Raw genomic sequence first — 25,100 nt, 5'->3', positions numbered from 1 at the left:
CCAATGGACAGAAATTCTGAGGAACACAAAACGTGGCTCGGCTTTACCAAACTTATGATTTTATTTGGCGGCGGCTTGTCATTAGCAATGTTAGTTATCGTGTTACTCGAAACGAAAGATGTTGTGACGGCATTGCATCAGTTTTTGGCCGCTGCAACATTAATGTTGCCGATAACCTGTCTTGCGTCAGCTAGTACATATTTGAGGGCGTGGCGCGACTACCGGAGTGTTTTCAATCCGCACAGGCACGAATCTCCAAGAAACGTTCCCGTGCATATCAAATGGTTGTGGAAAACTGTCGAGCAAATCGAAGATCGGCAAAAGAGGGAGGCGGCAACGAATCTCATAATCCCGTCAGCATCACTTGCACCTCTGGTTTTGCTATGCATTTGTTTGGAATGGGCTTTGTTGATAATTGCATCTGCCACATCAAAATAGTGATCTCATTGTGGAACAGTGGGTAGAAGTTGATCGGCTGAGTTTGCCATAGGCTCAAGCAAATTCCAGGAAATTTGGCGGCGCATAGAAGCCGCGTTTGCGGAGCGGTTCTGGCGATTGAGTTTCGCAAAGAGCACGCAACCGTTTCATCGTCGTTGCGGCTTTGACCAAGAAGACAGGTTCAGGCAGAGGCTCAACATCCTTAGTCCAATCCGGCGGATTTTGTTGCAGGCGCATAGCAAACAATTCAATGAGCGCCGCCGCCGCCGCTAGCAAGCGCCGGTCTTCGGTTTTAGGCAATGGATACTCGCTCAAACGGAGTTTCTGTTGGAGAAAATCTTGAGTCAAACTTCTGAGGAGAAGGCTCTCGCCATCAAGCGCGGCCTGAGCAATTTGCTCAATTGTTACTGCCATACTGTGAAAGCGCCTCTATAATTTCCTGTCTAGAAATAGTTGCCATCTGTTTACCTGGACAGTTTGGCTGTCGTAAAGCCCCTGACGAGTATACTCCACCTTATATGACATTTGTAAATTGACAAAATCTCACACGGCGATAAGATTCACCCAACTTTATGGCCGATATTCCTGACCGCGAATGGTTGAATCTATCCGAGGCGGCGCATCTGCTGGGCGTTCACCCGTCCAGTGTGCGCACCTGGGCCGACAAGGGCGAACTGCCGTCGCAGAGGACGAGCGGGGGGCACCGCCGTTTTCGACGGCCCGACCTGGAGCAATGGGCCGTCCATCAGCGCAAGGGGCCGCCGCCCGGCGCGTCGCTCGTCATCCAGTCGGCCCTGGGCCGGGCGCGGATGGAAATGAGCGACGGCCACTTAAGCCAACTGCCCTGGTATGCAAAACTATCTGAGACGGCGCGGGCGGCGCATCGAGAAGCCAGCCATAAACTGCTTGACCTTCTGAGACGGTATCTTGCCGGCGCCCAAAACGGCGAGCGTGAGCCGCTTCTAATTGAAGCCCGGCAAATGGGCGCCGATTATTACCGCCTGGGCAAAGCCGGCAAGCTTTCACTTGCTGAAAGTGTGCGCGCCTTTCTATACTTTCGCGCCTTTCTCACTGAAAGTGTTCTGCAAATGGTCGAAGCCGCCGGCAATCGTCCGCCGCAATCGCTGGCCGAGCTTCACCAATTGACATCTCACTTCACCAACGAAATTCTGGTAGCCCTCGTCGAGGCCCATGAAACCGAACGTAAAACGTAAGCCGTAAATTATTTACGTGTTGCGTTTGACGTTTGAGGCAACAGAGCTGAACATGACCATCCTCAAATACCTTCCCTTCCTCTCAACCCTCGTCACGCTTGTGTTCGCCGCGGCCGTGTTTCAACGCTACGCTCAACGTCGTGGCATCCACCTGTTGTTGTGGGGCGTCGGCCTGATTTTGTATGCGGCGGGCACGTTCACCGAGTCGTACCTCGCGCTCGGCTGGAGCGAGGTTGCCCTGCGCGTCTGGTATCTCAGCGGAGCCATGCTCACTGCCGCCTGGCTGGGGCAGGGCACGGTGCATCTGCTGGTTCGGCGGCGCGGCGTGGCCGACATGCTCACCGCCCTGCTCACCGCTGTCTCCATCTTCGCCATCATCAGCGTCTTTGGCTCGCATGTGGACGGCGCGGCGTTCAACCCGCACGTTCCGGTCTCGGCGCAGTACAAAGAGTTGATGACCAGAGACGGCCTCACCCGGTTCCTCACCGTCATCTTGAATATCTACGGCTCCATCGGCCTCATCGGCGGCGCGGCCTGGTCGGCCTATCTCTTCGCCCGCAAGCGCGTCCTGCCTCATCGCGTGATCGGCAACGCGTTGATCGCCGCCGGGGCGCTGATGCCGGCGATGGCTGGAGTGTTCATCAAGTTTGGACTGGGCGACTGGCTGTATGTGAGCGAACTGCTCGGCGCGGCGATCATGTTCGCCGGGTTCATCGCCGCCACCAACCCTCAACCCGTGACTCATTCCCAGGCCGTCGCGGCCTGACTCTCCTAAACCCTGGCAAGCACCCTAAGCGGAGCGCCCCTTGACTCGCTCCGCTCGCGCCGCTCGACAATGATTCGCCGCTGTATAATCCTGTAGGGGCAAGCGCTAACTTGCTCCTACAGTTATGAATCAGAAACTCTTCACCTTCATCGAAGTCGTTGTGCTCGGCGGGCTGGTCGTCTTCGTCATGTACATCGGCGGCGCGTTCAAAGCGCCGGACGCGGTGCCGACGCCACAACCCGCCCCTACCCAACTCGCGCCAACCGCAACACTCAACATCACTCCTGTTCCTTCTGTCACGCCCGCACCGCCCGCCCTCACTCAACCCATCGGCCTCATCGCTTTCGACTCTTTCCGGGACGGCAACCCTGAGATTTACGTGGTGGATGTCGAGACAGGTATTCAAACCAACCTGACGAATAACCCGGAGTCTGATGGATTGATTGCCTGGTCGCCTGACGGTTCGCGCCTGGCCTTCACCTCTGATCGAAGCGGCGAGCCGGAAATCTACGTGATGAACGCCGACGGCGCTGAGGTTATCCAACTCACCCACACCCAAGACACCCAGGACACGAAGACTGGCTACTATCCTTTTGTTTCCTGGTCGCCGGATGGCAGGCAGATTGTGATCGTGAGACACGAGGCCCGGCCCGGCCAGCGATATGTGTTGAGTTCGCTAGACCTGATTCGGTCTGACGGTTCCGGCGTCAAGACCCTGTACAGCAGTACCGAGTTTTATATTTTGCAGGCAAGCTGGTCGCCTGATGGCAAATACATTGCCGTCACCGGAAGTGATTCTTCCTCTTCGGCGCTAAGAGTCCACGTTGGAGAGGTCGGAGAGGCGCCTTTCGGCTTGAACTATTTCCAGGGCAACCCATGCGACAAATATATTTGGTCGCCGGACAGCAAAATTACCTGCTTCGGAGATCGAGAGAGTGTTACTATGAATCCTGACGGGTCAGAAGCCAAGACAAGGCCAACCGGCTTGTCCGGCGACGGCTTTGTTGAGGGCGTCGCTTGGTCACCCGACGGGCAACACCTTCTCTTTCTCGCCACCATGTTCATTCCACAGAGTGATCAGAACCCCACTCGAAGACTCTTTGCCATTAACGCCAATGGCTCAGAGAATCTAAAAATCATTGATGTCCGCGAATCAGAAACAGCCTTCAATATCATCCCAAGCTGGTCGCCGGATGGGCAGTGGATCGCTTATAGCCTGGTGAAAGGCGATCTCGCCGATATTTACATAGTCAACATTTATGAGCCCAGCCAATATCGCCAGTTAACCAGCGACACCAGTTATAACTTCTCGCCGCAATGGCAACCGAGGCCAAAGCAAATGCCATGAGTCAGAAAGTATTTACCCTCATCGAAGTCGTCCTCCTCGGCGGGCTGGTCGTCTTCGTCATGTACATCGGCGGCGCGTTCAAGGGGCGAGACCCAGCGCCAACACTGCAACCGACAGCAACGCCACTCCCGGTCAAGACCGCCAAACCTGCGCCCACCCTCACCGCCACTAGCGATCATCCTGCTGAAACCACTATCCCGTCTCCAACGCCAACAACTCCCGCCATCACCCAGCCCGCCGGCCTCATTGCTTTCGAGTCTAATCGAGATGGCAACTCTGAAATCTACGTTGTGGATGCAGGTAACGCCTTCCCCATTAATCTGACTGATAACCCGGCTGAGGATTACGCGCCGCTCTGGTCGCCCGACGGCTCGCGCCTTGCCTTCTTCTCCACCCGCACCGGCTGGCTGGAAATTTACGCGATGAACGCCGATGGCTCAAACTTAAAGCAACTCACGAAGACTAAAGGCACGAACACAGCTTACAGCTATCCTTTGTCGTGGTCGCCGGATGGGGAACGGATTCTGGCGCTGAGAGGCAGAGTCTGGCAGGTTGGCCAGCAACCCCGCCCCGGCTCGCTTGATCTGATTCGGGCCAATGGCTCCGGCGCCACAACCCTTTATCAGAACAAGGATACTTATGTGTGGCAACCGAGTTGGTCGCCCGACGGCAACTACGTTGCTTTAATAATGGCCGGCCCTTTGCAAGAGTCACAACTCTACCTGGGCCGGCCCGAGGAAACGCCGTTCAGCTTGAACCGTTTCACGAGCAACTCTTGCTACAACTACACCTGGTCGCCAGACAGCAAGTTAACTTGTTATGCGGGAGACAGGCTGGCGATCGTTAACCCGGACGGCACGGGCGGGCAATCTCTGATCAGTTTTACGAGCAGTTATCCTACAGCTATCCTCTGGCTGCCAACAGGCGATTTCATGCTTTACGTTGCCAGCAATTTCAACGCCCCCAAACTGAAAGTCTACGTGGTGAACGATGATGGATCGGACCGCAGAGAAGTGTTGCTTGACGCGGAAATGATGGAAGGCAGTGCGCTCAGCTTGTCGCCCGACGGCCAGTGGCTGGCCTACAACTCAAAAGCAGACGACCAAGCCAACATTTACATCGTCAACGTTTACGACACATATCAACACGCCCAGTTGACCATTAACGCCGGAGACAACCTCTCGCCTCAGTGGCAACCGTAGCTGTTGTATACTGTCTCCAATCTCTAATTGAGAATTGTGAATTTCGTGATTCGTCTCGCCGCCTTCGACCTCGACGGCACGCTCGTCGGCCACGATCTCACACTTGGCCCGCGCGTCAAAGCCGCCATTGCCCGCGCTCAGGCGCAGGGCGTGGTCGTCACCCTGGCCACCGGGCGCGGCCCTTCGCCCACCGACCAGTTCGCCGCCGAACTCGGCCTCACCGCGCCCCTCATCTGCTTTCAGGGCGGCATCGTCTACGACTACCGCGCCCACAAGGTTTTGCACGAAACCCGGCTCGACCCCGCCGTAGTGCCTATCATCGTCCGGCTGGCCGAAGAGCGCGGCTGGAACTTGCAGTTCGAAAGCCCGGACATGATCTACCTGCCCCGCGAGTCCAACCATCCTGAAGCGCTGTTCAACTTGCTCAAAGTGTCCAACTGGAAGCGGGTGGACAATTTCCTCACCGACTTGCCAGAAACGCCACATAAGTTTATCCTCTCTTTGCACGACACCGCCGAGCGCGACGCCCTGGCCGCCGAACTCAGAGCCAGCTTCGACAAGACGCTGGCCGCGATCACCGTCGTACCCTCGCACCCGATTCTGGTCGAGGGCCTGCCGCGCGGCATGAGCAAGGCGACCGGCCTCGAATGGCTGGCGGCGCATCTGAACATTTCTCGTGAAGAAGTGCTGGCGGTGGGCGACAACGACAACGACGCCGAGATGTTGAAGTGGGCGGGTGTGGGCGTGGCGATGGGCAACTGTAGCCCCGCCGCCCGCGCCGCCGCCGACTGGGTCGCGCCGCCGTTGAGTGAAGATGGAGCGGCGGTGGCGTTGGAGAAGTATCTTGAAGATAAGTCATCAGTGAGCAGTGATCAGTCTGACTGATCACTGTTCACTGATCACTGGCATGAAGACCGAAGTTCTCTCCGCCGACTCTCCCGACACCCTGCCTCACGCCCTCGAAGTTTTGAAACGCGGCGGTGTCGTGGCCTTCCCGACCGACACTGTGTACGGTATTGGGGCGATTGTGTTCGACGCCGACGCGGTGGCTCGGCTCTACGAGGCGAAAGGGCGACCGCCAGAAAAGGCTATCCCCGTCCTCGTCGGCCAAACCGGGGATGTGAGCAAAGTGGCGGCCAGGGTCACACCCTCCGCAAAAAAACTGGCTGAAGCCTTCTGGCCGGGCGCGCTCACCATCGTCGTCCCCAAATTATCAACCGTGCCGGAAATCGTCTCGGCCTATCCAACGATCGGCGTGCGCCTGCCCAACCATGCGGTTGCCCGTGCTCTGCTCACGCTCGCCGGTCCGCTGGCCGTCACCAGCGCCAACCTCTCTGGCATGAACAGCCACTTGCACGCGCCCGCTGTGCTGGCCGACCTCAATGGCCGGATTGAGTTGTTGATTGACGGCGGCCCGTGTCCGGGCGGCATGCCTTCAACCGTATTGGATTGCACAGTTGAGCCGCCGGAAATTTTGCGCGTCGGGCCAATCTCCATCGAGGCCATTGTTGCGGTCTTGGAAGAATAGTCATCATTGCGATCTATCATCTCAACGGAGGGTCTCCATGTATAAAACTCGCTCCCCAATTCTCGTCGGCCTCATTCTGGTGGCGCTTGGCGGGTGGCTGTTGGCGCAGAATCTTGGCGTCCAACTGCCCGACCTGACTGCGCTCTGGCCGGCCATTCCGTTCCTCTTTGGCCTGAACCTCCTGGTACGATACTTCGCCGGCGGCAGGCAAGACTCGGGGCAGGTGTTTATGGGCGTGGCCGCCACGCTGGCCGGCGCTTTCTTTTTCGCCTTCACCCTCGGCTATCTCGGCTGGGGGCAAATGGAGCAATACTGGCCTGTGTTCGTTCTCATCGGCGGCGTTGCTTTCCTTGTTCAATGGATCGTTGACCCGTCGCGGCGCGGCCTGCTCGTCCCGGCTGTCATCGCTCTGGTGGTCGGTTTTGTCTTTCTGGCCCCGGTTCTGGGGCTGTTCGACTCGGCCCTGGTGCGTCAGGCCGTGCAATACTGGCCGGTGGCTCTCATCCTGGCCGGCCTGCTGGTGCTGGTGAACAGTTTGTCGCGCCGCAGTAACGTCTAAATGATCATCGGCGTTGACGCCAGCCGGGCGACGGCCGCCCGCCGCACCGGCACCGAAGCCTACTCGCTGGCCATCACTCGCGCCCTGCTCAACCTGGACTCGCCCCACGAGTGGCGGCTCTATTTTCGTGACGAGCCGCCGCCCAACCACCTAACCCGCTGGCGCGAACTGCCCAACCATCGAGTCACTAACGTAATCATCCATCAACGACGCCTGTGGACTCACCTCGGCCTCTCCAATGAACTGCGCCGATCCAGGCCAAACCGCCTCTTCATCCCGGCCCATGTTCTGCCTCTCTACCATCCCTGCCCGTCGGTCGTCACCGTTCACGACCTGGGCTACCTGCGCTTCCCCGACGCTCACCCGCCCGGCCAGCGGCTCTACCTCGACTGGTCAACGCGCTTCAGCGCCCGCTACGCCTCGGCCTTAATCGCCGACAGCGAAGCTACCAAACGCGACCTCGTCGAACACTATTACACCCCGCCCGAAAAAATCGCCGTCGTCTACCCCGGCTACGACGACTCGCTCAAGCCTGTTCGTCATCCTTCGCGTCGCAGTCCTGTCCTCGAAAAATACAACCTCACCCAAAACTTTCTGCTTCACGTTGGCACGATCCAACCGCGCAAGAATCTGGAGCGGTTGATTGACGCTTACGACCCTTCGCAAATCGCTCTGGTGCTGGCCGGGCGGCGCGGTTGGCTGGCCGATTCAATTTACGAGAAGGGCAAGGCCAGAGGCGTGATGTTTTTGGATTACGTGGCCGACGACGAGTTGGCCGCCTTGTACTCGTCGGCCACGGCCTACGTTGCGCCTTCTTTATATGAAGGCTTCGGTTTCACCGTGCTGGAAGCGATGGCCTGCGGCACGCCCGTCATCTGCTCCGACGGCGGCTCACTGCCCGAAGTGGCCGGGGATGCCGCCCTTATCATCCCGGCCCGCGACACTCAAGCTCTGGCCGAAGCCATCCGCCAAGTTGTGGCCGACTCTGAGTTGCGCCGGACGATGACGATGAACGGCTTCCGCAACCTGGCCCGCTTCTCGTGGAAGCGCGCGGCAGAGCAGACGTTGAAGGTAATTGAAGAATCAGGGAAAGGGTCAACGGATTGAACGTATTCAACAGATTGTTTTTTTGTTGTTCCGTTCAATCCGCTCGCGAAGCGTCCGTTGACCAAATTATGCCAGCGACCGTAAACATCCTCTCCGTTCCCGTTCACAACGTTACTCAAGCCGAGACGCTGAGTCTCATTGCTGACTTCGTCACTAGCCGCCAGCCGCACCAGCTTTGCACGGCCAACCCGGAGTTCGTGATGGCGGCCCGGGCTGACTCGGAGTTCATGACGATTTTGCGCGACGCCGATTTGTGTTTGCCGGACGGCGTTGGACTGCTGTGGGCGTCTAAAGTGTTGGGCGAGCCTCTGCGCGAGCGGGTGGCCGGGTCGGACCTGGTTCCGGCCATTGCAACAGAGGCGGCCAAACATGGGTGGCGGCTGTTTTTGTTGGGAGCGGCGGAGGGCGTGGCCGATCAAACTGCATCCATTCTCAAATCACGTCATCCCAACTTGATCGTCGCCGGAACGTGGGCCGGGTCGCCTGATTCAAAAGAAGAGGAAGCCATTACCGCCCGCATCCGCGCCGCGCGGCCCGACGTGTTGTTGGTGGCTTACGGCGCTCCGGCGCAAGACAAGTGGATCGCCCGCAACCGCGACCGCTTGCGCGTGCCGGTGATGATGGGCGTGGGCGGGGCATTCGACTTCGTCGCCGGCGTGGCCGAGCGCGCGCCGCGCTGGATGCAGAAGCTTGGGCTGGAGTGGCTGCACCGCCTCATTCGCCAGCCCTGGCGCTGGAAAAGAATGCTGGCTCTCCCGCAGTTTGCGATAGCTGTTTTGCTATATAATCGTCAATGAAGGGAGAGGCAAGCCAGATGGAACCTAAAGAACTCAACGATGCCCAAAAGAAGATGCTGGCCTGGATCGAAAAGGCCGGCGCCGCCAGCCCCAGCCGCCTCTCGGCAGAGACGGGGCTTTCGCCCAAGGAGACGTGGAGCATGCTCAACCAGATGGCCGAGTGGGGTTACGTGGTCATCCGCGACGACCCAGACAGCGTGGATGGGGCGCTGGTGCTGGCCAATGCCCAACGGACGATGAGCCAGTTCAAGCAAATTAAGCGCAAGTAGCAGTGATAAGGTGACTGTCACTGGCTGTAAGACCGCAAGATTCTGGGCGCTCGGAGCCAGTGACAGTCACCTAAAAGTGAGTGAGTGATGATGGAAGTCCGTAACCTTCGTCAGCCGTTTCGATTCAGTTTTGCGTCGGCGTTCTGGGGAATCCTCCTCGGAACGGCGGCGATTTTTTTCGCCTTTCCGCTGGAGCGGTTGGATCCGCAACCGGTGGCGCTCGTGCTTCTGATTCAGGAGCAGGGCCGGGCGCTGTTGGCGCTCTTGTGGCCTCTGGCCAGCGCCGCCGTTCTGGGCGCGGGCGTAGGCGTGACCGAGTTAGCGTCGTACAAGGATTTGTGGCGGGAGGCCATTATTGCGCGCTGGGGCATGTATTTGATCCTGCTCAACACGGCGGTGGCGGCGCTGGCCTACGTCGCCGTCCGGGCCTACATGCCCGACACCGATCCGTTTCTCCTGGCGATCAGCGTCGGCGTGGGCTTCCCGGCGTTAATTCGCACCAAGTTCACGCTGGTCAAGCAGTTTGGCGGCGAAGGCGGCTCCGACATTGCCCTGAACCTCGGCTGGCTGTATGACCAGTTTCAAAACTTTTGCCGGCAGGAGATTGACAAGGAGATTTTCACCTTTCGCCAGGTCGTCGCCAACCGGCTGATCGAGCAGTATCCGACGATTCAGGAACTGTATCAGTTGGCTCTTTACACCCTCAAAACTCGCACCAACCTGGCTGCGGAAGCGGAAGAGGCGCGCCTCAAAGACTTGCAAGAGTTGATTGATCCGCAGGTGCCGCCGGAAGTGGCGCGGATTAACCTGGGCCTTTTTGTGCTTGAACTGGGCGGGGTGGGATACGTGGATTTGATCGCCAGGGCCAAAGCCCGGAAGGAGACTTCCACTACGGTTTCAGCCGCCGCGCCCATCCCCTCAGCCGCCTCTGCCGATTCGCCGACCGAAACGGCGGTGAAGAAACTGGTGGAACTGCCGCTGGCTGAACTGGAAAAACTGGCGCTGGACTTGCTCAAGTCACCCGACGACCAGGGCTGGGTTCAACAGGCCGCCGAGCCTGCGCCCGGCATCTCCGAAGTGCGCCAGAAAGCGCCCATTGCCTACTACGTCGTCTCGCGCGCCGGAGTTGAAGCGGCGCTTCAGGCGCTGAAAAACAGAGATTAGAGAATTGGAGATTGCCTCCAATCTCCAATTCTCTAATCTCCAATCTCTGAACCATGCCCGACTCCCGTTCCGTCCTCAGCGTTGGCATTGACGTTGGCACGACGACGACGCAACTCGTCTTCTCGCGCCTCATCCTCGCCGACACCTCGCGCCCCGGCCAGATTCCACGCATCGGCATCACCGACAAATCCGTCATCTACCAATCCCCAATTACTTTTACTCCACTGGCCGACCGCGAGACGATTGATGTAGTCCGCCTGACCGACCTGGTGAAGCGCGAGTATGCGGCGGCAGGCGTTGACCCAAAACAGATCGAAACCGGCGCCGTCATCATCACCGGCGAGACGGCCAAGAAGAAGAACGCCGACGAAATTTTGCGCGGGCTGGGCGGGCTGGCCGGCGAGTTTGTGGTGACAGTGGCCGGGCCGCATCTGGAGTCGCTTATCGCCGGGCGCGGCGCGGGCGCAACCGATTATTCCAAACGACACTTCTGCAAAGTAATCAGCATTGATATTGGCGGCGGGAGCGCCAACTCGGCCCTGTTCAACGCCGGGGCGCTGGTGGCGGCGGCGGCCATGAACTACGGCGGGCGCATCCTGGAAGTTGAGCACAGCACGGGCCGGGTGCGGCACATCGCCGAACCGGCAAAGCACATTCTGGAAGACTGTGGTTTGAGATTGGTCACGGGGAGTGCGCCGTCGCTGGCCGACTTGAAACGCTTCACCGACCGCATGGCCGATCTCACTGTCGAGCTGATCGAAGGAACGGGGTCGCCTCTGGCCCAAAAGCTGTATCTCACCCCGCCCGCGCCCGTCTCCGGCAAAGGCACGGTGCTCATGCTGTCGGGCGGCATCGGCCATTACTTTTACAGCCCGATTTCGATTCGCTCGGTTGACGACGCCACCCTCCACGACGACGTGGGGCCGCTGTTGGCCGAGTCGCTGCGCGAGCACCCGGTGATCAAAACGTACGAGACGGTCAAACCGGCAGAGACGCTGAGGGCTACCGTGCTGGGCGCAAGTTCGCAAACCGTCACCCTGTCCGGTTCGACGATCTGGGCCGAGCGCGAGATTTTGCCGATGAAGAACCTGCCGGTGATCAGGCCGGTGATGAACACCGGGATGCCGCCCCTACAAATGGCGGCCTCCATTGCCGACGCCGTTCGCCGCTGGGACGTGAATCCGGCTACGGACAATTTTGCCGTCGCCCTCGAACTGGATCAATCGCTAAATTATTCCCTGCTTCTCCAGCTTGCCACCGGCCTGGCCGAGTTCGCCCGGACTCTGCCTGAAGGCCGCCCGCTGGTGGCTATTATTGAGCACGATTACGCCCAGGCGCTGGGCCAGACGGTGAAGGCCATGGCCCCCGACCGGCCCCTGCTGGTGATTGACCAGGTGGGCCTGCAGGAGGGCGACTACATTGACGTGGGTGCGCCGATGATGGACGGGCGGGTAGTGCCGTTGAGCGTGAAGACGTTGATTTTCTATCATTAGGGCCTTGTTTTCTTCTGCCGTCACTATTCCCCAAGCGTGGGGTTATTAATGGCAATAATGGGACATTTATCTTTTATTGGTTCCCGGCCATTCTGGTGCCGGGTATGTTTTGCGGCCTCTTCGGCGCCTTGCGCCGGGACAAAGGCCGCCACCTGACACAGCGCCTGTTCCCCGCTCTTTGGCGGGCCGAACGGCGCTGTTTTTTTGGGGGCTGGGTAGCTCACGCGATTGCGTGTAAACCAAATTACTAATCTTGAGAGGAGAATTGTTACATGTCGGGTCAAACACACCTTGAGGACGATAAGAAACATTTGCATAAGATGGGCTATGCCCAGGAACTGGCTCGCCGGATGAGCCTGTTCTCGAATTTCGCGATTTCCTTCTCGATCATCTGTATTCTGGCGGGCGGCATCACAGCCTTTCCTGCTGCCTTGAGCGCCGGCGGCGGTTTTTCCGTTTCTATAGGCTGGCTCTTCGGAGGCGCCGTTGCCATGATTGTCGCCTTCGGGATGGGGCAAATTGCCTCCGCTTACCCAACCGCCGGCGGCCTATATCATTGGGGGTCCATTCTGGGCGGAAAAGCATGGGGATGGGCAACGGCGTGGTTCAACCTGTTAGGCTTAATCTTTGTGGTTTCGTCGGTTGACTGGGGCGTCTATGCTCTGTTCCTTAAACCGTTGATTTTGACGCCGATGTTTCCCAACCTGGATTTTTCGAGTTGGGTGCTTACTATCACTCCCGGCTTTGTCATTGACATGTGGCAGACGATTTTTATCGCCGGCATACTGATTTCACAGGCGCTGTTAAATCACTATGGCATCAAACTCACTACCATATTGACGGATTTCAGCGGTTACCTGATCTTTGTGGTCGCCATCCTGTTGACGGGCACCCTGCTGATTTACTCACCTGTGTCGTTGGATTTCTCACGCCTCTTCGCATTCACAAACTACACAGGCCCAGCCGGCGGCTCTTATTTCCCGGTGCGCACAGAAGCAAGTGTCTTTGCCTTCCTGCTCGGCTTGCTGTTTGTGTTATATACCATCACCGGCTTTGATGCGTCGGCGCATACCTCAGAGGAGACGCGCGACGCGCAGGTCAACGTGCCAAAGGGTATGTGGTCAGCTGTTTTGTGGTCATGGATCTTTGGATTTGTAATGGTTTCCACATTCGTGCTGGTGATGCCTAACATAGCTGAGGGCGCGGCCACAGGCGGCAATTCATGGTTCTACTTGTATGACGCCTCTAAAATGCCGGGTTGGCTACGGATTATCCTTAGCATTGGCTTGACGGTTTCCAACTACCTGTGTGCTTTGGCCGGCCTGACCTCTTGCTCCCGCATGATGTTTGCCTTTGCCCGCGACGGCGGCCTGCCCTTCTCAAATGTCCTCTCACATGTGAGCACGCAATATCGCACACCCACCTATGCGATTTGGACCAGCATCGTATTAGCTTGGGTTTCCACACTCTACGGCAACGCCTTCTTTGTATTGGCTACAGGTTGCGCCGTGTTCCTCTATCTATCATACGTGATGCCAATCGCGGCCGGCTTCCTTGCCGAAGGCAAAACCTGGAAAGAGAAAGGGCCTTTCAACCTTGGAGCATGGTCTAAACCCAATGCGGTGATTGCCGTGTTGGGCGGCATTGTGCTGGCCATTACCGGTTTCTTCCCGCCTAACGAGAAGGTGTTCTATCTCACAGTTGGCATGATCGTAGTCATGGTCATTTTGTGGTATGCCCTTGAACGCAACCGCTTTGAGGGTGTGCCGATGGGCGATAAGATCGAGCAACGCCAGAAGATGATCTCGGATATTGAAGCCAAGTATAAAGATAGCGCGGCTGACTGATTGCCCTCCGTCTGTCGCGCGCTTTGTGAGCAATTAGAGGATTGGAGAATTGAGGATTGGCGTCAACCAATTCTCTGATTCTCCAATCCTCTTTTTATTCCATGCCCCACCTTCTCGGCATTGACCAGGGCACCACCCAAACCACCGCCGTCCTCGTCGCTTCTGACACTGGCCGCCTCGTCGCCAAGAACTCGGTGCAATTGCCCGCCCGCTTCCCGCAACCGGGCTGGGTGGAACAAGAGCCGGACGATATTGTGAGGACGGTGCGCGAAGCCGTCGCGCCACTGATTGAAAAATACGAAATTGCCGCCGTCGGCTTTGACAACCAGGGCGAAACATTCGTCGTCTGGGACGCCGACACCGGCCAGCCCCTCACCCCGGCCATCGTCTGGCAGGACAAGCGCGGCGTCTCGGTATGCGAAGCCATCGCCAGTCAGGTTGATCACAACGCCCTGCGCCGCAAGACCGGCCTGCTCCTCGACAGTTATTTTTCTGCGCCCAAATTGCGTTATGCCCTGGAACAAGACCCGGCCTTGCGCGACGCTGTGCAAAGTGGCCGCGCCCGCTTTGGCACCACCGAGACCTGGGTGATTTGGAATCTCAGCGGCGGCAAATTGCACCTCACCGATCCCTCCACCGCCTCACGCACCCTGTTGTTCGACGCCAATCGTTTTGACTGGGATGACGATCTGCTTTCGCTCTTCGGCGCTAACCGATCCATCTTGCCCAAAGTAGTCCCCTCGGCGGGGCACGCAGGCGATCTTGATTTTGGCGTCGGCAAACCTTTGCCATTGCACGCTCTGCTTGTTGACCAGCAGGCGGCGTTGTTCGGCCAAGCATGCTTCAAGCCCGGCGAGATGAAATGCACCTTTGGCACCGGCAGTTTCCTGCTCATGAACATCGGCGGCGAGATGCGCCTCTCGAACAACGGCCTGCTCACCACCGTCGCCTGGCGCTTCGGCGACCAGACGGCCTACGCCTTCGACGGCGGCATCTTTGTCACCGGCTCGGCGGTGCAGTGGATCGCCGAAAGCCTGCGCCTCCTGCCGAACGTAGCCGCCAGCGCCGAGGCCGCCTCTCAATCCACAGACTCTGACGTTGTCTTTGTGCCGTCCTTGCAGGGTTTAGCCGCCCCGCACTGGCGGGCCGATGCTCGCGGCGCGATCTTCGGTCTCAGCCGTGGAACGGCGCCCGCCGACATCGCCCGCGCCACCCTCGATGGCATCGCCTGCCGCGTTTACGAAGTGGTGACGGCCATGGCCCAGGACGCGGGTCAGTCGCCGGCACATCTTAAAGTAGATGGCGGCCCGTCGGGCAATCCGTATCTCATGCAGGCCATCGCCGACTTGTTGAACCTCGAAGTCCGCGTGTCTGCCGCCCGTGAAGCGACGGCCATTGGCATTGCCAACCTGGCCGGGCATTCGGCCCTCGGCCTCTCACTCGAAGAGCTGGCCGCCCGCTGGCAGGCCGAGGCGGTGTATCGCCCAAAAATAGACGACGGTGAACGTCAGCGACGGCTGGAACGATGGGGAAAGGCGCTGGCGGCCCTCGGGCGCTATCACGGTTGGGCATGATCTACGATGTCGCCGTCATCGGCGGGGGCGCAGTTGGCTCGGCGATTGCCCGCGAACTTTCCCGTTACGAACTAAACATTGCCCTCCTCGAAGCCGCGCCCGACGTGGGCATGGGCACGTCCAAAGCCAGCACTGCCATCTGGCACACCGGCTTTGACGCCAAGCCCGGCTCGCTCGAAGCGCGGCTCATGCGCCGCAGTTACGCCCTCATGGAGCAGTTTGCGCCCGAGGCCGGCATTCCCATTGAGCGCACGGGCGGATTGCTGATCGCCTGGAGCGAAGAGCAACTTGCGACTCTGCCCGCCCTGCTCGATAAAGCCAAACAAAACGGGGTCGCCGACGTATATTTAATTGCCGCCGACGAAGTCTACCGCCTTGAACCTCGCCTCGGCCCCGGCGCGCTGGGCGGCATGCTTGTCCCTGGTGAGCACGTGCTTTGCACCTACACCGTTCCGCTGGCTTGCGCCACCCAAGCCGTTGTCAACGGCATAACACTCAAACTGAATCATTCGGTGAAGGCCATCCAGTCACGAGACGGCTTCCACGTCCTCGGCGGGCCGGGCGGCAGTGTCGAGTGCCGCTGGATCATCAACGCCGCCGGACTCTATTCAGATGAGATTGATCGCCTGCTGGGTCATCATGATTTCATCGTCACTCCGCGCCGGGGCGAGCTGATCGTCTTCGACAAATTCGCCCGCTCGCTGATCAATCACATTTTGTTGCCTGTCCCTACTGCCAAAACCAAAGGCGTCCTCATCAGCCCAACCGTGTACGGCAACGTTCTGCTCGGCCCTACTGCCGAAGACCTGCCCGACAAGACCGCCACAAGCACAAGCGCCAGCGGCTTGCAGACGTTGTTGGAGAAAGGCCGGGCCATTCTACCTGAGTTGCTGAACGAAGAAGTGACGGCTACTTACGCCGGACTGCGCGCCGCCACCGAGCATAGCGACTATCAAATTCGGTTGCACGCCGGACAACGCTACGTGTGCGTGGGCGGCATCCGCTCCACGGGCGTGTCGGCCTCACTCGGCATCGCGGAATATGTGGCCGGACTTCTGCAAGAGGCAGGGCTTACATTGAAGCCCAAGCTGCAATTCAAATCAATTCGCATGCCGAACATTGGCGAAGCAGCCACGCGCCCGTATCAATCAGCCGAGATGATCGCGGCCAACCCAACCTATGGTCAGATTGTTTGCCATTGCGAGCGTGTGACGCTTGGCGAAATTCTGGCCGCGACTCGAACGGTTATTCCAGCGCGAACGGTGGACGGCTTGAGGCGGCGCACCCGTGTTCTGCAAGGGCGTTGTCAGGGTTTCAACTGTCACGGCGCAGTCGTGTCATTGTTGGCGCGTGAAACGAATCAAAATCCGAGCCAACTGATGATGCTGGAGCAGGATCATGTTGCCTGAGCACGCCGAAGTCCTCATTGTCGGCGCCGGCCCGGCCGGGCTGGCGGCGGCTATTGAGTTGAAGCGACTCGGCGTGGGCGATGTTGTCGTGGCCGACCGTGAGCCGGAAGCTGGCGGCATCCCGCGATTGTGTCATCACATCGGCTTTGGCCTGCGCGATCTGCGCCTCCTCCTCTCCGGTCCCGATTATGCAAGACGCTATCATCGTCTGGTGCAAGAGGCGGGCGTCCCTGTTTACACTAACACTACCCTCACTGGCTGGCAGGGGCCAAACAGGCTGTCGTTCACCAGCCCACAGGGCCTGGGCGAGATTGAAGCCCGCGCCGTGTTGCTCGCCACAGGCTGTCGCGAGCGCCCGCGCTCGGCGCGGCTGGTTCCGGGCAGTCGGCCAGCGGGCGTGTTCACCACCGGCTCGTTGCAGCGCTTTGCCCACGAGCATCATCTCGGCAGCGCCGGAGTCGGGCGGCGGGCGGTCATCGTCGGCGCGGAGTTGGTCAGTCTTTCAGCTTTGATGACTCTGACGAGCATAAAGATTCCGGTTGCCATGATGGTCACGGAACTGCCTGAGCCTCAACTCTATTTTCCGTATCGGCCCATGAAGTGGTTGTTGGCCGACCTGCTCACGCGCACGCCGGTTGTGCCGCGCGCGAAGGTGAGCAACATCATCGGCTACAAGCGCGTCGAGGGCATCGAACTCACCCATCTCGACTCGGGCCGCATCGAAAGGATTGACTGTGACACCGTCGTTTTTACCGGGGACTGGATTCCGGAACACGAAACCGCCCGCCTCGGCGGCCTGGAAATGGATCCGGGGACGCGCGGGCCACAGATTGACGGCGCATTTCATACGTCCAAGCGCGGCGTGTTTGCGGCGGGCAACCTCCTGCGCGGCGCGGAGACAGCGGACTGGGCCGCGTTGGAGGGCAGACGCGCCGCGCATCATATCGCCCAATTCCTGCGCGGCGGACAGTGGCCGGAACACGGCCTGTCGCTTCAGGTGGAGCCGCCTCTTGCGTGGGTGTCCCCCAACATCGTGGCCGCCGATTCGCCTTCAAGCAGTTTCCTTTTCCGCGCCCGCGAATTTCGCCGTGAGGCTCAGGTGCAAGTCTATCAGGGCGAACGTCTCTTGCACACTCAAACGTTCCGCCACCTGATCGTCAACGAGTCCATGCGCTTTTCCGGCGAGTGGGTGAAAGACGCCCAGCCAGGCGGCGAGGCCTTGAGTTTGCGCGTAAACTTGTAGATGCAAATGGTTCAAAATTTGTGCTTGAGGGAGATCAATCTCTCGGCTATACTTTGTGCCTCCCAACCGGCCACCGGCTTGAGCAAGCATACCCAACTGTGCCGACTGTGAAGAGTAGTCCTTTATTGAATTGAGGTCTCATGCTCCTTCGCACCAAACTTCACGGCAAGACTTACGAATTCCCCGACATCCGTCTCCTCATGGGCAAGGCCAACGAGGAAAAGAGCGGTGACCGGCTGGCCGGGGTGGCCGCCGAGACGACCGCCGAGCGGGTGGCCGCTCGTTTCGTTCTGGCCGAAGTGCCACTGCAGGTCTTGCGCGAAAACCCGGCTGTCCCTTACGATCAAGATGAAGTCACGCGGGTGATTCAGGACGCCGTGAACGAAACATCCTACAACGAGATCAAGGATTGGACGGTGGGGCAACTGCGCGAATGGCTTCTGGCCGACACCACCACCAGCGGCATGATCCAGCGCCTCTCCACCGGCCTCACCGCCGAAATGATCTCTGCCGTCACCAAACTCATGTCCAACCTGGACTTGATGTATTGCGCCAAAAAGATTCCGCGCACCGCCCACTGCGCCAACACCATCGGCGCGCCCGGCACGCTCTCCAGCCGCAACCAGCCCAACCACCCCACCGACTCGCCCGAAGGTATCCGCGCCGAAATTTACGAGGGCCTGTCTTACGGCTCCGGCGACTCGGTCATCGGCATCAACCCCGTGGACGACTCGTACGGCTCCGTCGCCCGCCTGCTCGACATGACTTACGACGTGATCAAGACGTGGAACATTCCGACCCAGAACTGTGTCCTCTCTCACGTCACCACCCAGATGAAATGCCTGCAATCCGGCTCGCCGGTCGGCCTGGTCTTTCAATCCATCGCCGGGTCGCAGAAGGGCAACGACTCCTTCGGCATCTCCGTCGGCATGTTGGATGAAGCTTACGCTCTCGCCAAAAAATATTGCTTCCCCGCCGGCCCCAACTTCATGTATTTTGAAACCGGGCAAGGCTCGGCCCTCTCGGCTGAAGCGCACAACGGCTGGGATCAACTCACCCTCGAGGCCCGCAATTACGGCCTCGCCAAACGTTGGCATCCTTATCAGGTCAACACCGTCGTCGGCTTCATCGGCCCCGAATATCTCTACGACGCCCGCCAGATTCAGCGCGCCGGTCTCGAAGATCACTTCATGGGCAAGCTGACCGGCATCCCGATGGGCGTTGACGCCTGCTACACCAACCACGCCCGCGCCGACCAGAACGCCATCGAGAACCTGGCGGTGATGCTCACCGCCGCCGGTTGCAACTACTTCATGGGCGTGCCGATGGGCGACGACTCGATGCTCTCCTACCAATGCACTAGCTACCACGACGCCCCGACTTTGCGTCAACTCTTCGGCCTGCGCCCCGCGCCCGAGTTCGAAGCCTGGATGGTAGACATCGGCCTGATGAAGAACGGGGTGCTGACTGAGAAGGCGGGAGACCCGACGTTCTTTTTGAAGAGGCAGTGATGGAAACACAAAACCAGAATGAAATTAGAAAGGTTGTGCGCGAAGTAATTCAGGAAGCGCTCGCGCCTGTTGAGGCCCGTCTGGCAAAGACTGTTACTGACGAAAAGCTTGATGCCGCTTTCGACCATCAGGCCGCGCTCATTCAACAAGAATTCCGCCAGATCAACCAACGCATCACTGCTTTGGAAGCCCGTGTCGCCAAACTGGAAGAAGCGACGAGACTTCTGAAAAACGATGTGGGAAACGCTTTTAGCCGCCTGGAAAAGACTAGCGATAACATTGCCGAACTGACCGTTACCACCAAAAGACATCGTGTCGATCAAATAACTCTGCAAGAACGAATAGAAGAACTTGAAGCCCGCGTTGCGCAACTGGAGGCCGCCCGCCATGGATGAAGCCCAACTGAACGCCATCATCGAAGCCGTTGTCAAAGAACTGGCGGCGGCCAAAGTTGCAACGCCGCCCGCCTCAGCGGAAACCGCCCCTCCAGTGGCGGCGTCCCCTTCTCGACAGCCCTCGGCGGCAAGTCTCAACATCGATCTTCCCGATCCCACCCTGCCCGAACATCGCTACAAGCCGCGAGTCAAGAATCCAAAAGACGCCGACGCTGTCAAGGCTCTCATCGCTTCGACGACGTCTCGAATTGGCGTGGGCCGCGCCGGACCGCACTACAACACCTTCTCGCTCCTGCTCTTTCAGGGCGACCATGCCATCACCCAGGATGCCCTAATGCGCGACGTCGATCAGAAACTGCTCGACGACCTGGGCCTGTTCACCGTGCAAACCAACATCACGGGCGGCAAGCAGGAGTATTTGCTGAGACCAGACTTAGGGCGACAGTTGAGTGATGAGGCGAAAAAAGCAATCAGTGAAAAGTGCGCCAAGTCGCCCAACATTCAACTCGTCGTCGGCGACGGGTTGAGCGCGGCGGCGGTGGAAGCCAACGCCCGTGAAATGTTCCCGGTCATCATGCAGGGCGCGAAGTCTGCCGGGCTGACGGTCGGCACGCCGTTCTTCATCAAATATTGCCGGGTGGGCGTGCTGAACGACATCGGCGACCTGCTCAAGCCGGATGTGGTCATTCTGCTCATCGGCGAGCGCCCCGGCCTGGGCCGGGCCGAGTCGTTGAGCGCCTACATGGCTTATCGTCCAAAAGGCGGCGACACCGACGCCGACCGCGACGTGGTGTGCAACATCTTCAACAACGGCGGCACCAATCCGCTCGAAGGCGCGGCCTTCACCATCCAGATCGCGCAAAAGATGATCAAGCATCAGGCCAGCGGGGTGAAGTTGAAGCTGGCGGCGAAATAGAGGTTGGAGGCCGGAAGTCAGAGGGGCGTAAATCGGCTAAAGATTTCAAGCATTTCCTCTCCGTGGCGCTTGGTTCAGCGAACGAAATGGTTGTGCATATTGAAATTGCTTGTGAACTCGAATATGCCAAAGTAGAGACCTGCAACATTCTAACTGAAGACTACGTTGTCATTTGCAAAATGCTCTATCGTCTCATTGAAAACTGGCGGACTATTCCAGCCAAACCATCCAACAATCTGACCTCTGACTTCTATTCTCTGGAGATTCTATGGCCGTTCTCGATCCCATCTACGCCACCCCTCTCGCCGTTCGCATGATCCCGAACGTTGACCCGAACTTCGCCGAGCAGTTGAAGCTCAGGCCGGAGCAAAAATCCATCGGCTTGATCACGGCCGACAACGACGACGCCACTTACGTCTCGGTTGACGAAGCTACCAAAATGGCCGATGTGGAAGTGGTGTACGCCCGCTCGTTCTACGCCGGAGCCAAACATGCGTCGGGTTTGCTGTCGGGCGAGATTCTGGCCGTCATTGCCGGCCCCAACCCCGCCGAAGTCCGCGCCGGACTGAGCGCCGCCCTGAGCTACATGAAGAATGAGGCCATCTGGTATTCGGCCAACGAAGATGCTTCAATTGCCTTCTTCCCGCATCTCATCTCGCGCACCGGCACTTATCTTTCTAAAGTGTGCAACATCCCGCTCGGCGACCCGATCGCTTACCTCATCGCGCCGCCGCTCGAGGGTGTGTACGCCCTCGACGCCGCCCTCAAGGCCGCCGCCGTGCGCATCGTCGCCCTTACCATGCCGCCCTCCGAGACGAACTACATGGGCGTCATGCTCACCGGCGATCAACCGGCCTGCAAAGCCGCCACCGTCGCCTTCCGCGAAACGGTGCTGGAAGTGGCGAGAGACCCGATCAAGTATTAGAGAATTAGAGGATTGGAGATTGGTTAATCTCCAATCCTCTAATCTCTAATCTCTAACTTCTAACCAACACGCAAGGAGACACCAAAATGCCCGTAGATGTCGCAATGATTGCTTTAGGAATGGTCGAGACCAAAGGCCTGATCGGCGCAGTGGAAGCCGCGGATGCGATGGTCAAAGCCGCCAACGTCACCCTCATTGGCAGTGAATACGTAGGCGGCGGATTCGTGACGGTGATGGTGCGCGGCGACGTGGGCGCGGTCAAAGCCGCCACCGACGCCGGGGCCGCCGCCGCCAAGCGCGTCGGCGAACTCGTCTCCGTCCACGTCATCCCCCGCCCCCACTCCGACGTGGAAATGATCCTGCCCCAAAACACCAAAGGCAGTTTTGGCGGCAAGGGCAAATAAAAAACTTCCAACAAGGCTCTTGCGATCAAAAAGTGCGGCATGGCTCTCGGATGCCGCACTTCAGGCCGACGTTCACGAGCGGCCTCTACCCACGGACTTTGCCTTCGACTCTGTAGCCCACAGTTCCTCCACCCACAATTGCCTCGTCCTCTGCTGATTTTGTATCGCAGGCCGGCCTTATTCGGAGAACGACGATGAAGTTTTCGACGTGGCGCTATGTTGGAGGTGTAGGGCTTCTGGCCGTCATCTATTACGTCTCAGCCAAACTCGGATTGCAGTTTGCGACTGCCTCCGGCAACGTCACCCTCATCTGGCCGCCAACCGGCATTGCCCTGGCCGCCCTGCTGTTGAACGGCAACCGCCTGTGGCCGGGCATTGCGCTCGGTTCTCTTCTCGCTAACGCCTCAACCGGCGCGCCAGCCGGGTTTGTGATAGGCGTCGCCCTCGGCAACACCCTCGAAGCTCTGGCCGGCGCGGCCCTGCTTCGCCGCGTCCGTTTCCACAACACCCTGGATCGAATCCAGGACGTTCTCTATTTCATCTTTTTCTCAGCCGTCGTTAGCACCACTCTCAGCGCCACTATTGGCGCGCTCAGCATTGGCCTGACCGGCATGGCGCCCTGGGCTGCTTTTGGCTCCACCTGGCTGGTGTGGTGGCTGGGAGGCGCACTGGGCGCTCTGGTCATGGCCCCGGTCTTGCTCACCTGGGGCGCTTCGCCCGCGCCTCGCTGGCGGCCCCGGCAAATCATCGAAGCCGGCGCGCTCGTGACCCTACTGATCGTTTTGAGTCAAATCGCCTTTGACTCAGAATTGTTTCCTGTGGCTTTTCTCCAACTGGCCGCCTACGCCCTGTTTGTGTTTTTGATATGGGTGGCACTCCGGTTCGGCCCGCGTGGAACGGCCACCGTCAGCTTCATTGTATCGGGCCTCGCCATTTTTGGAACAACACACAGCCACGGCGCTTTTGCCGGCGAAACGCCTCAGCCCAACCTGATCTTCCTTTGGGCCTATGTCAACGCCGTCTCCGTAGTGTCCATGCTTTTAGCCGCCGCCACCCGCGAACGCAAACACGCCGTTGATGCTCAGCAGTTGTTGATCGAGCGCCTCAAATCGCTGGAACAAACTGCGCCCTCGCCGCTGGAACACGACGACCTCCCCGAACAAGTCGCGCCCCAAATCCGGCTGAGAGCCACCCTGCTGACAGTGACGGTGATCACCGTCATCATCATGTTTATCTTTGAACTGATAACAGAGTTGGTGAAACCGAATTTGTCCCCCTGGCAATCTTATGCGCTCACCACCCTCTTCACCGGTTTCGCCGTAACTTTCGGCGCTTACCTGGCCTTGCGCCGCCAACAAACGCTCTATCAGCAGGTCATCGAAGAAGTGAGCGAGCGCCGCCGCGTGGAAGAAATACGGCGGCGGCTGGCCGAACGCACCCGGCAACTTGAGCAAACGGCCCAGACTCTCCGGGCGCTGGTGGCCGAACGACAGCAGGCCGAAGAAGCATTACAACGAGAGCGCGACTTTGCCCTCACGGTGATGAACAACCTGGGGCAAGGGGTCACCGTCACCGGCCCCGGCGGACATTTCGACTACGTGAACCCGGCCTTTGCTCACATGCTCGGCTACGCGCCCGAAGACCTGCTCGGCCTGACGCCGCAAGACATCACCCTGCCCGAAGATTATCCGATTCTGTTCGACGCTTATACCCGGCGCAAAGCCGGCGAAACCAGTTCTTACGAGGCCAGGCTGAGGCGAACGGACGGGAACCTGATTCACGCCCTTACCACCAGCGCGCCGCGCTGGCAGGAAGGCAAAGTTGTCGGCGCCATCGCCGTCGTCACCGACCTCACCGACCGCAAACGAACAGAAGACGCTTTGCGCGAGAGCGAAGAGCAACTGCGCCAGTTCTTCGATCTGGCGCCCACCGGCAAGGCTGTCACCACCTTAGACGGGCGCTATATCCACGCCAACCGGGCCTACTGCGATCTGGTGGGCTATTCTCTGGAAGAGCTTAAGCGCCGGACATTTGTCGAGATCACCCACCCGGACGATGTGGAAGCGGACGTCTCTCTGTTCAAGCGGCTGGCTCAAAATGAAATTCCGCTCTATCAGCTTGAGAAACGCTACATCCGCAAAAGCGGCGACATCGCCCACATTCTTATTCAAGCCACGCTCCTGCGCGATTCCGGCGGCCAGCCCAAATACATTATTGGCCAGGCGGTGGACATCACTGAACGCAAGCTGGCCGAGGAAGAGATTCGCAAACTCAACGAAGAACTGGAGCGGCGGGTTGAGGAGCGCACCGCCCAACTGGAGGCGGCCAATAAAGAACTGGAAGCGTTCAGCTATTCGGTGTCTCACGACTTGCGCGCCCCACTGCGGGCCATTGACGGATTCTCGCGCATCCTCCTCGAAGACTTCGCGCCTCAACTCAGCCCGGAAGCGCAACGCTACGCCCGCCTGGTGACGGACAATGCGCGGCGCATGGGCCGACTCATTGACGACTTGCTGGCTTTCTCGCGCCTGAGCCGCCAGCCGGTGCAAAAGCAAACCGTCGCCCTGAATGAATTGGCGCAACAGACGATTGACGATCTGCGGCTGGACTATCAGGGCCGCCAGGTGGAATTTGTGGTCGGCGACCTGCCCCCCGCCCAGGGCGACCCGCCTCTGCTTAAACAAGTCGTCGTCAATCTATTATCCAACGCCATCAAATTTACGCGCCAGCGTGAAGCGGCCCGCATCGAAATCGGCTCCTGCCGGGAAGACGGCGAAACCGTATACTTCGTCAAAGACAACGGCGTGGGCTTCGACATGAAGTACGCGCACAAACTCTTCGGTGTATTCCAGCGCCTGCACCGCGCCGAAGATTACGAAGGCACGGGCGTCGGCCTGGCCATCGTTCAACGCATCATCCAGCGGCACGGCGGACGGGTTTGGGCCGAAGCCGGGCTGGATGAGGGCGCAACCTTTTACTTCACAATCTGAA

At 59.1% G+C, this 25,100-nt stretch carries 24 protein-coding genes; 23 read left to right on the top strand and 1 reads right to left on the bottom strand.

Annotated features, from left to right (window positions below; genetic code table 11):
- Positions 1-3: 3 nt before the first annotated feature.
- A complete protein-coding gene (locus HYZ49_21370) occupies positions 4-438 on the top strand; it encodes a hypothetical protein (protein ID MBI3244837.1) in 435 nt (144 codons plus the stop codon).
- A 54-nt stretch (positions 439-492) separates the two neighbouring features.
- Here the strand turns inward: HYZ49_21370 and HYZ49_21365 are convergent, their stop codons facing one another.
- Positions 493-852 (bottom strand): hypothetical protein, encoded by a 360-nt coding sequence (locus tag HYZ49_21365; protein MBI3244836.1) that lies wholly within the window; start codon positions 850-852, stop codon positions 493-495.
- Between the two features lie 158 nt (positions 853-1,010).
- Here HYZ49_21365 and HYZ49_21360 point away from each other — a divergent pair, with 158 nt between their 5' ends.
- The 22 genes from HYZ49_21360 (at position 1,011) to HYZ49_21255 (ending at position 25,099) form a co-directional block, all read left to right on the top strand.
- Positions 1,011-1,652, top strand: coding sequence for a helix-turn-helix domain-containing protein (locus HYZ49_21360; GenBank protein ID MBI3244835.1), 642 nt, complete (start codon positions 1,011-1,013; stop codon positions 1,650-1,652).
- 52 nt (positions 1,653-1,704) lie between these two features.
- Positions 1,705-2,418 carry a hypothetical protein gene (locus HYZ49_21355; protein MBI3244834.1) on the top strand — a complete coding sequence of 238 codons (714 nt, stop codon included), beginning with the start codon at positions 1,705-1,707 and terminating at the stop codon, positions 2,416-2,418.
- A gap of 124 nt (positions 2,419-2,542) precedes the next feature.
- Complete coding sequence (locus HYZ49_21350) at positions 2,543-3,766, top strand: PD40 domain-containing protein (protein MBI3244833.1); 1,224 nt, start codon at positions 2,543-2,545, stop codon at positions 3,764-3,766.
- A complete protein-coding gene (locus HYZ49_21345) occupies positions 3,763-4,968 on the top strand; it encodes a PD40 domain-containing protein (GenBank protein MBI3244832.1) in 1,206 nt (401 codons plus the stop codon). The genes HYZ49_21350 and HYZ49_21345 overlap by 4 nt, the downstream gene beginning before the upstream one ends.
- 36 nt (positions 4,969-5,004) lie before the next feature.
- Positions 5,005-5,853, top strand: coding sequence for an HAD family phosphatase (locus HYZ49_21340; GenBank protein ID MBI3244831.1), 849 nt, complete (start codon positions 5,005-5,007; stop codon positions 5,851-5,853).
- A 22-nt stretch (positions 5,854-5,875) separates the two neighbouring features.
- Positions 5,876-6,496, top strand: coding sequence for a threonylcarbamoyl-AMP synthase (locus tag HYZ49_21335; protein MBI3244830.1), 621 nt, complete (start codon positions 5,876-5,878; stop codon positions 6,494-6,496).
- A 37-nt stretch (positions 6,497-6,533) separates the two neighbouring features.
- On the top strand, positions 6,534-7,055 hold the full coding sequence (locus HYZ49_21330) for a hypothetical protein (protein MBI3244829.1): 522 nt from the start codon (positions 6,534-6,536) through the stop codon (positions 7,053-7,055).
- Positions 7,056-8,162, top strand: coding sequence for a glycosyltransferase family 4 protein (locus tag HYZ49_21325; protein ID MBI3244828.1), 1,107 nt, complete (start codon positions 7,056-7,058; stop codon positions 8,160-8,162).
- A gap of 68 nt (positions 8,163-8,230) precedes the next feature.
- Entirely contained in the window at positions 8,231-8,959 is a 729-nt protein-coding gene (locus HYZ49_21320) for a WecB/TagA/CpsF family glycosyltransferase (protein ID MBI3244827.1), read from the top strand.
- Between the two features lie 17 nt (positions 8,960-8,976).
- The gene (locus HYZ49_21315; protein ID MBI3244826.1) at positions 8,977-9,228 is read left to right on the top strand and encodes a hypothetical protein; all 252 of its coding nucleotides are present in this window, start codon (positions 8,977-8,979) and stop codon (positions 9,226-9,228) included.
- 87 nt (positions 9,229-9,315) lie between these two features.
- Positions 9,316-10,392 (top strand): hypothetical protein, encoded by a 1,077-nt coding sequence (locus HYZ49_21310; GenBank protein MBI3244825.1) that lies wholly within the window; start codon positions 9,316-9,318, stop codon positions 10,390-10,392.
- A gap of 53 nt (positions 10,393-10,445) precedes the next feature.
- The gene (locus HYZ49_21305; protein MBI3244824.1) at positions 10,446-11,885 is read left to right on the top strand and encodes an ethanolamine ammonia-lyase reactivating factor EutA; all 1,440 of its coding nucleotides are present in this window, start codon (positions 10,446-10,448) and stop codon (positions 11,883-11,885) included.
- Positions 11,886-12,157: 272 nt separating this feature from the next.
- Positions 12,158-13,732 (top strand): amino acid permease, encoded by a 1,575-nt coding sequence (locus HYZ49_21300; GenBank protein ID MBI3244823.1) that lies wholly within the window; start codon positions 12,158-12,160, stop codon positions 13,730-13,732.
- Positions 13,733-13,833: 101 nt separating this feature from the next.
- Positions 13,834-15,306 (top strand): glycerol kinase GlpK, encoded by a 1,473-nt coding sequence (gene glpK / locus HYZ49_21295; protein MBI3244822.1) that lies wholly within the window; start codon positions 13,834-13,836, stop codon positions 15,304-15,306.
- The gene (locus HYZ49_21290; protein ID MBI3244821.1) at positions 15,258-16,715 is read left to right on the top strand and encodes an NAD(P)/FAD-dependent oxidoreductase; all 1,458 of its coding nucleotides are present in this window, start codon (positions 15,258-15,260) and stop codon (positions 16,713-16,715) included. The genes glpK and HYZ49_21290 overlap by 49 nt, the downstream gene beginning before the upstream one ends.
- Positions 16,705-17,958, top strand: a complete 1,254-nt coding sequence (locus tag HYZ49_21285) for an NAD(P)/FAD-dependent oxidoreductase (GenBank protein MBI3244820.1) — start codon at positions 16,705-16,707, stop codon at positions 17,956-17,958. The genes HYZ49_21290 and HYZ49_21285 overlap by 11 nt, the downstream gene beginning before the upstream one ends.
- 140 nt (positions 17,959-18,098) lie before the next feature.
- Positions 18,099-19,469, top strand: coding sequence for an ethanolamine ammonia-lyase subunit EutB (locus HYZ49_21280; GenBank protein MBI3244819.1), 1,371 nt, complete (start codon positions 18,099-18,101; stop codon positions 19,467-19,469).
- Positions 19,469-19,864: a hypothetical protein gene (locus HYZ49_21275; protein ID MBI3244818.1), complete on the top strand. Its 396-nt coding sequence runs from the start codon at positions 19,469-19,471 to the stop codon at positions 19,862-19,864. Before HYZ49_21280 ends, HYZ49_21275 begins: the two co-directional genes overlap by 1 nt.
- Positions 19,857-20,780 (top strand): ethanolamine ammonia-lyase subunit EutC, encoded by a 924-nt coding sequence (gene eutC / locus HYZ49_21270; GenBank protein MBI3244817.1) that lies wholly within the window; start codon positions 19,857-19,859, stop codon positions 20,778-20,780. The genes HYZ49_21275 and eutC overlap by 8 nt, the downstream gene beginning before the upstream one ends.
- 268 nt (positions 20,781-21,048) lie before the next feature.
- Positions 21,049-21,705, top strand: coding sequence for an ethanolamine utilization microcompartment protein EutL (gene eutL, locus HYZ49_21265; GenBank protein MBI3244816.1), 657 nt, complete (start codon positions 21,049-21,051; stop codon positions 21,703-21,705).
- Positions 21,706-21,791: 86 nt separating this feature from the next.
- Positions 21,792-22,109: an ethanolamine utilization microcompartment protein EutM gene (gene eutM, locus HYZ49_21260; GenBank protein MBI3244815.1), complete on the top strand. Its 318-nt coding sequence runs from the start codon at positions 21,792-21,794 to the stop codon at positions 22,107-22,109.
- A 194-nt stretch (positions 22,110-22,303) separates the two neighbouring features.
- Complete coding sequence (locus tag HYZ49_21255) at positions 22,304-25,099, top strand: PAS domain S-box protein (GenBank protein MBI3244814.1); 2,796 nt, start codon at positions 22,304-22,306, stop codon at positions 25,097-25,099.
- Position 25,100: the final 1 nt, after the last annotated feature.

It is taken from the genome of Chloroflexota bacterium, assembly GCA_016197225.1.
Classification (GTDB): domain Bacteria; phylum Chloroflexota; class Anaerolineae; order Anaerolineales; family VGOW01; genus VGOW01.
Note: the sequence above shows the minus strand (reverse complement) of the source record. Positions and strands in the feature narration are given on the sequence as shown.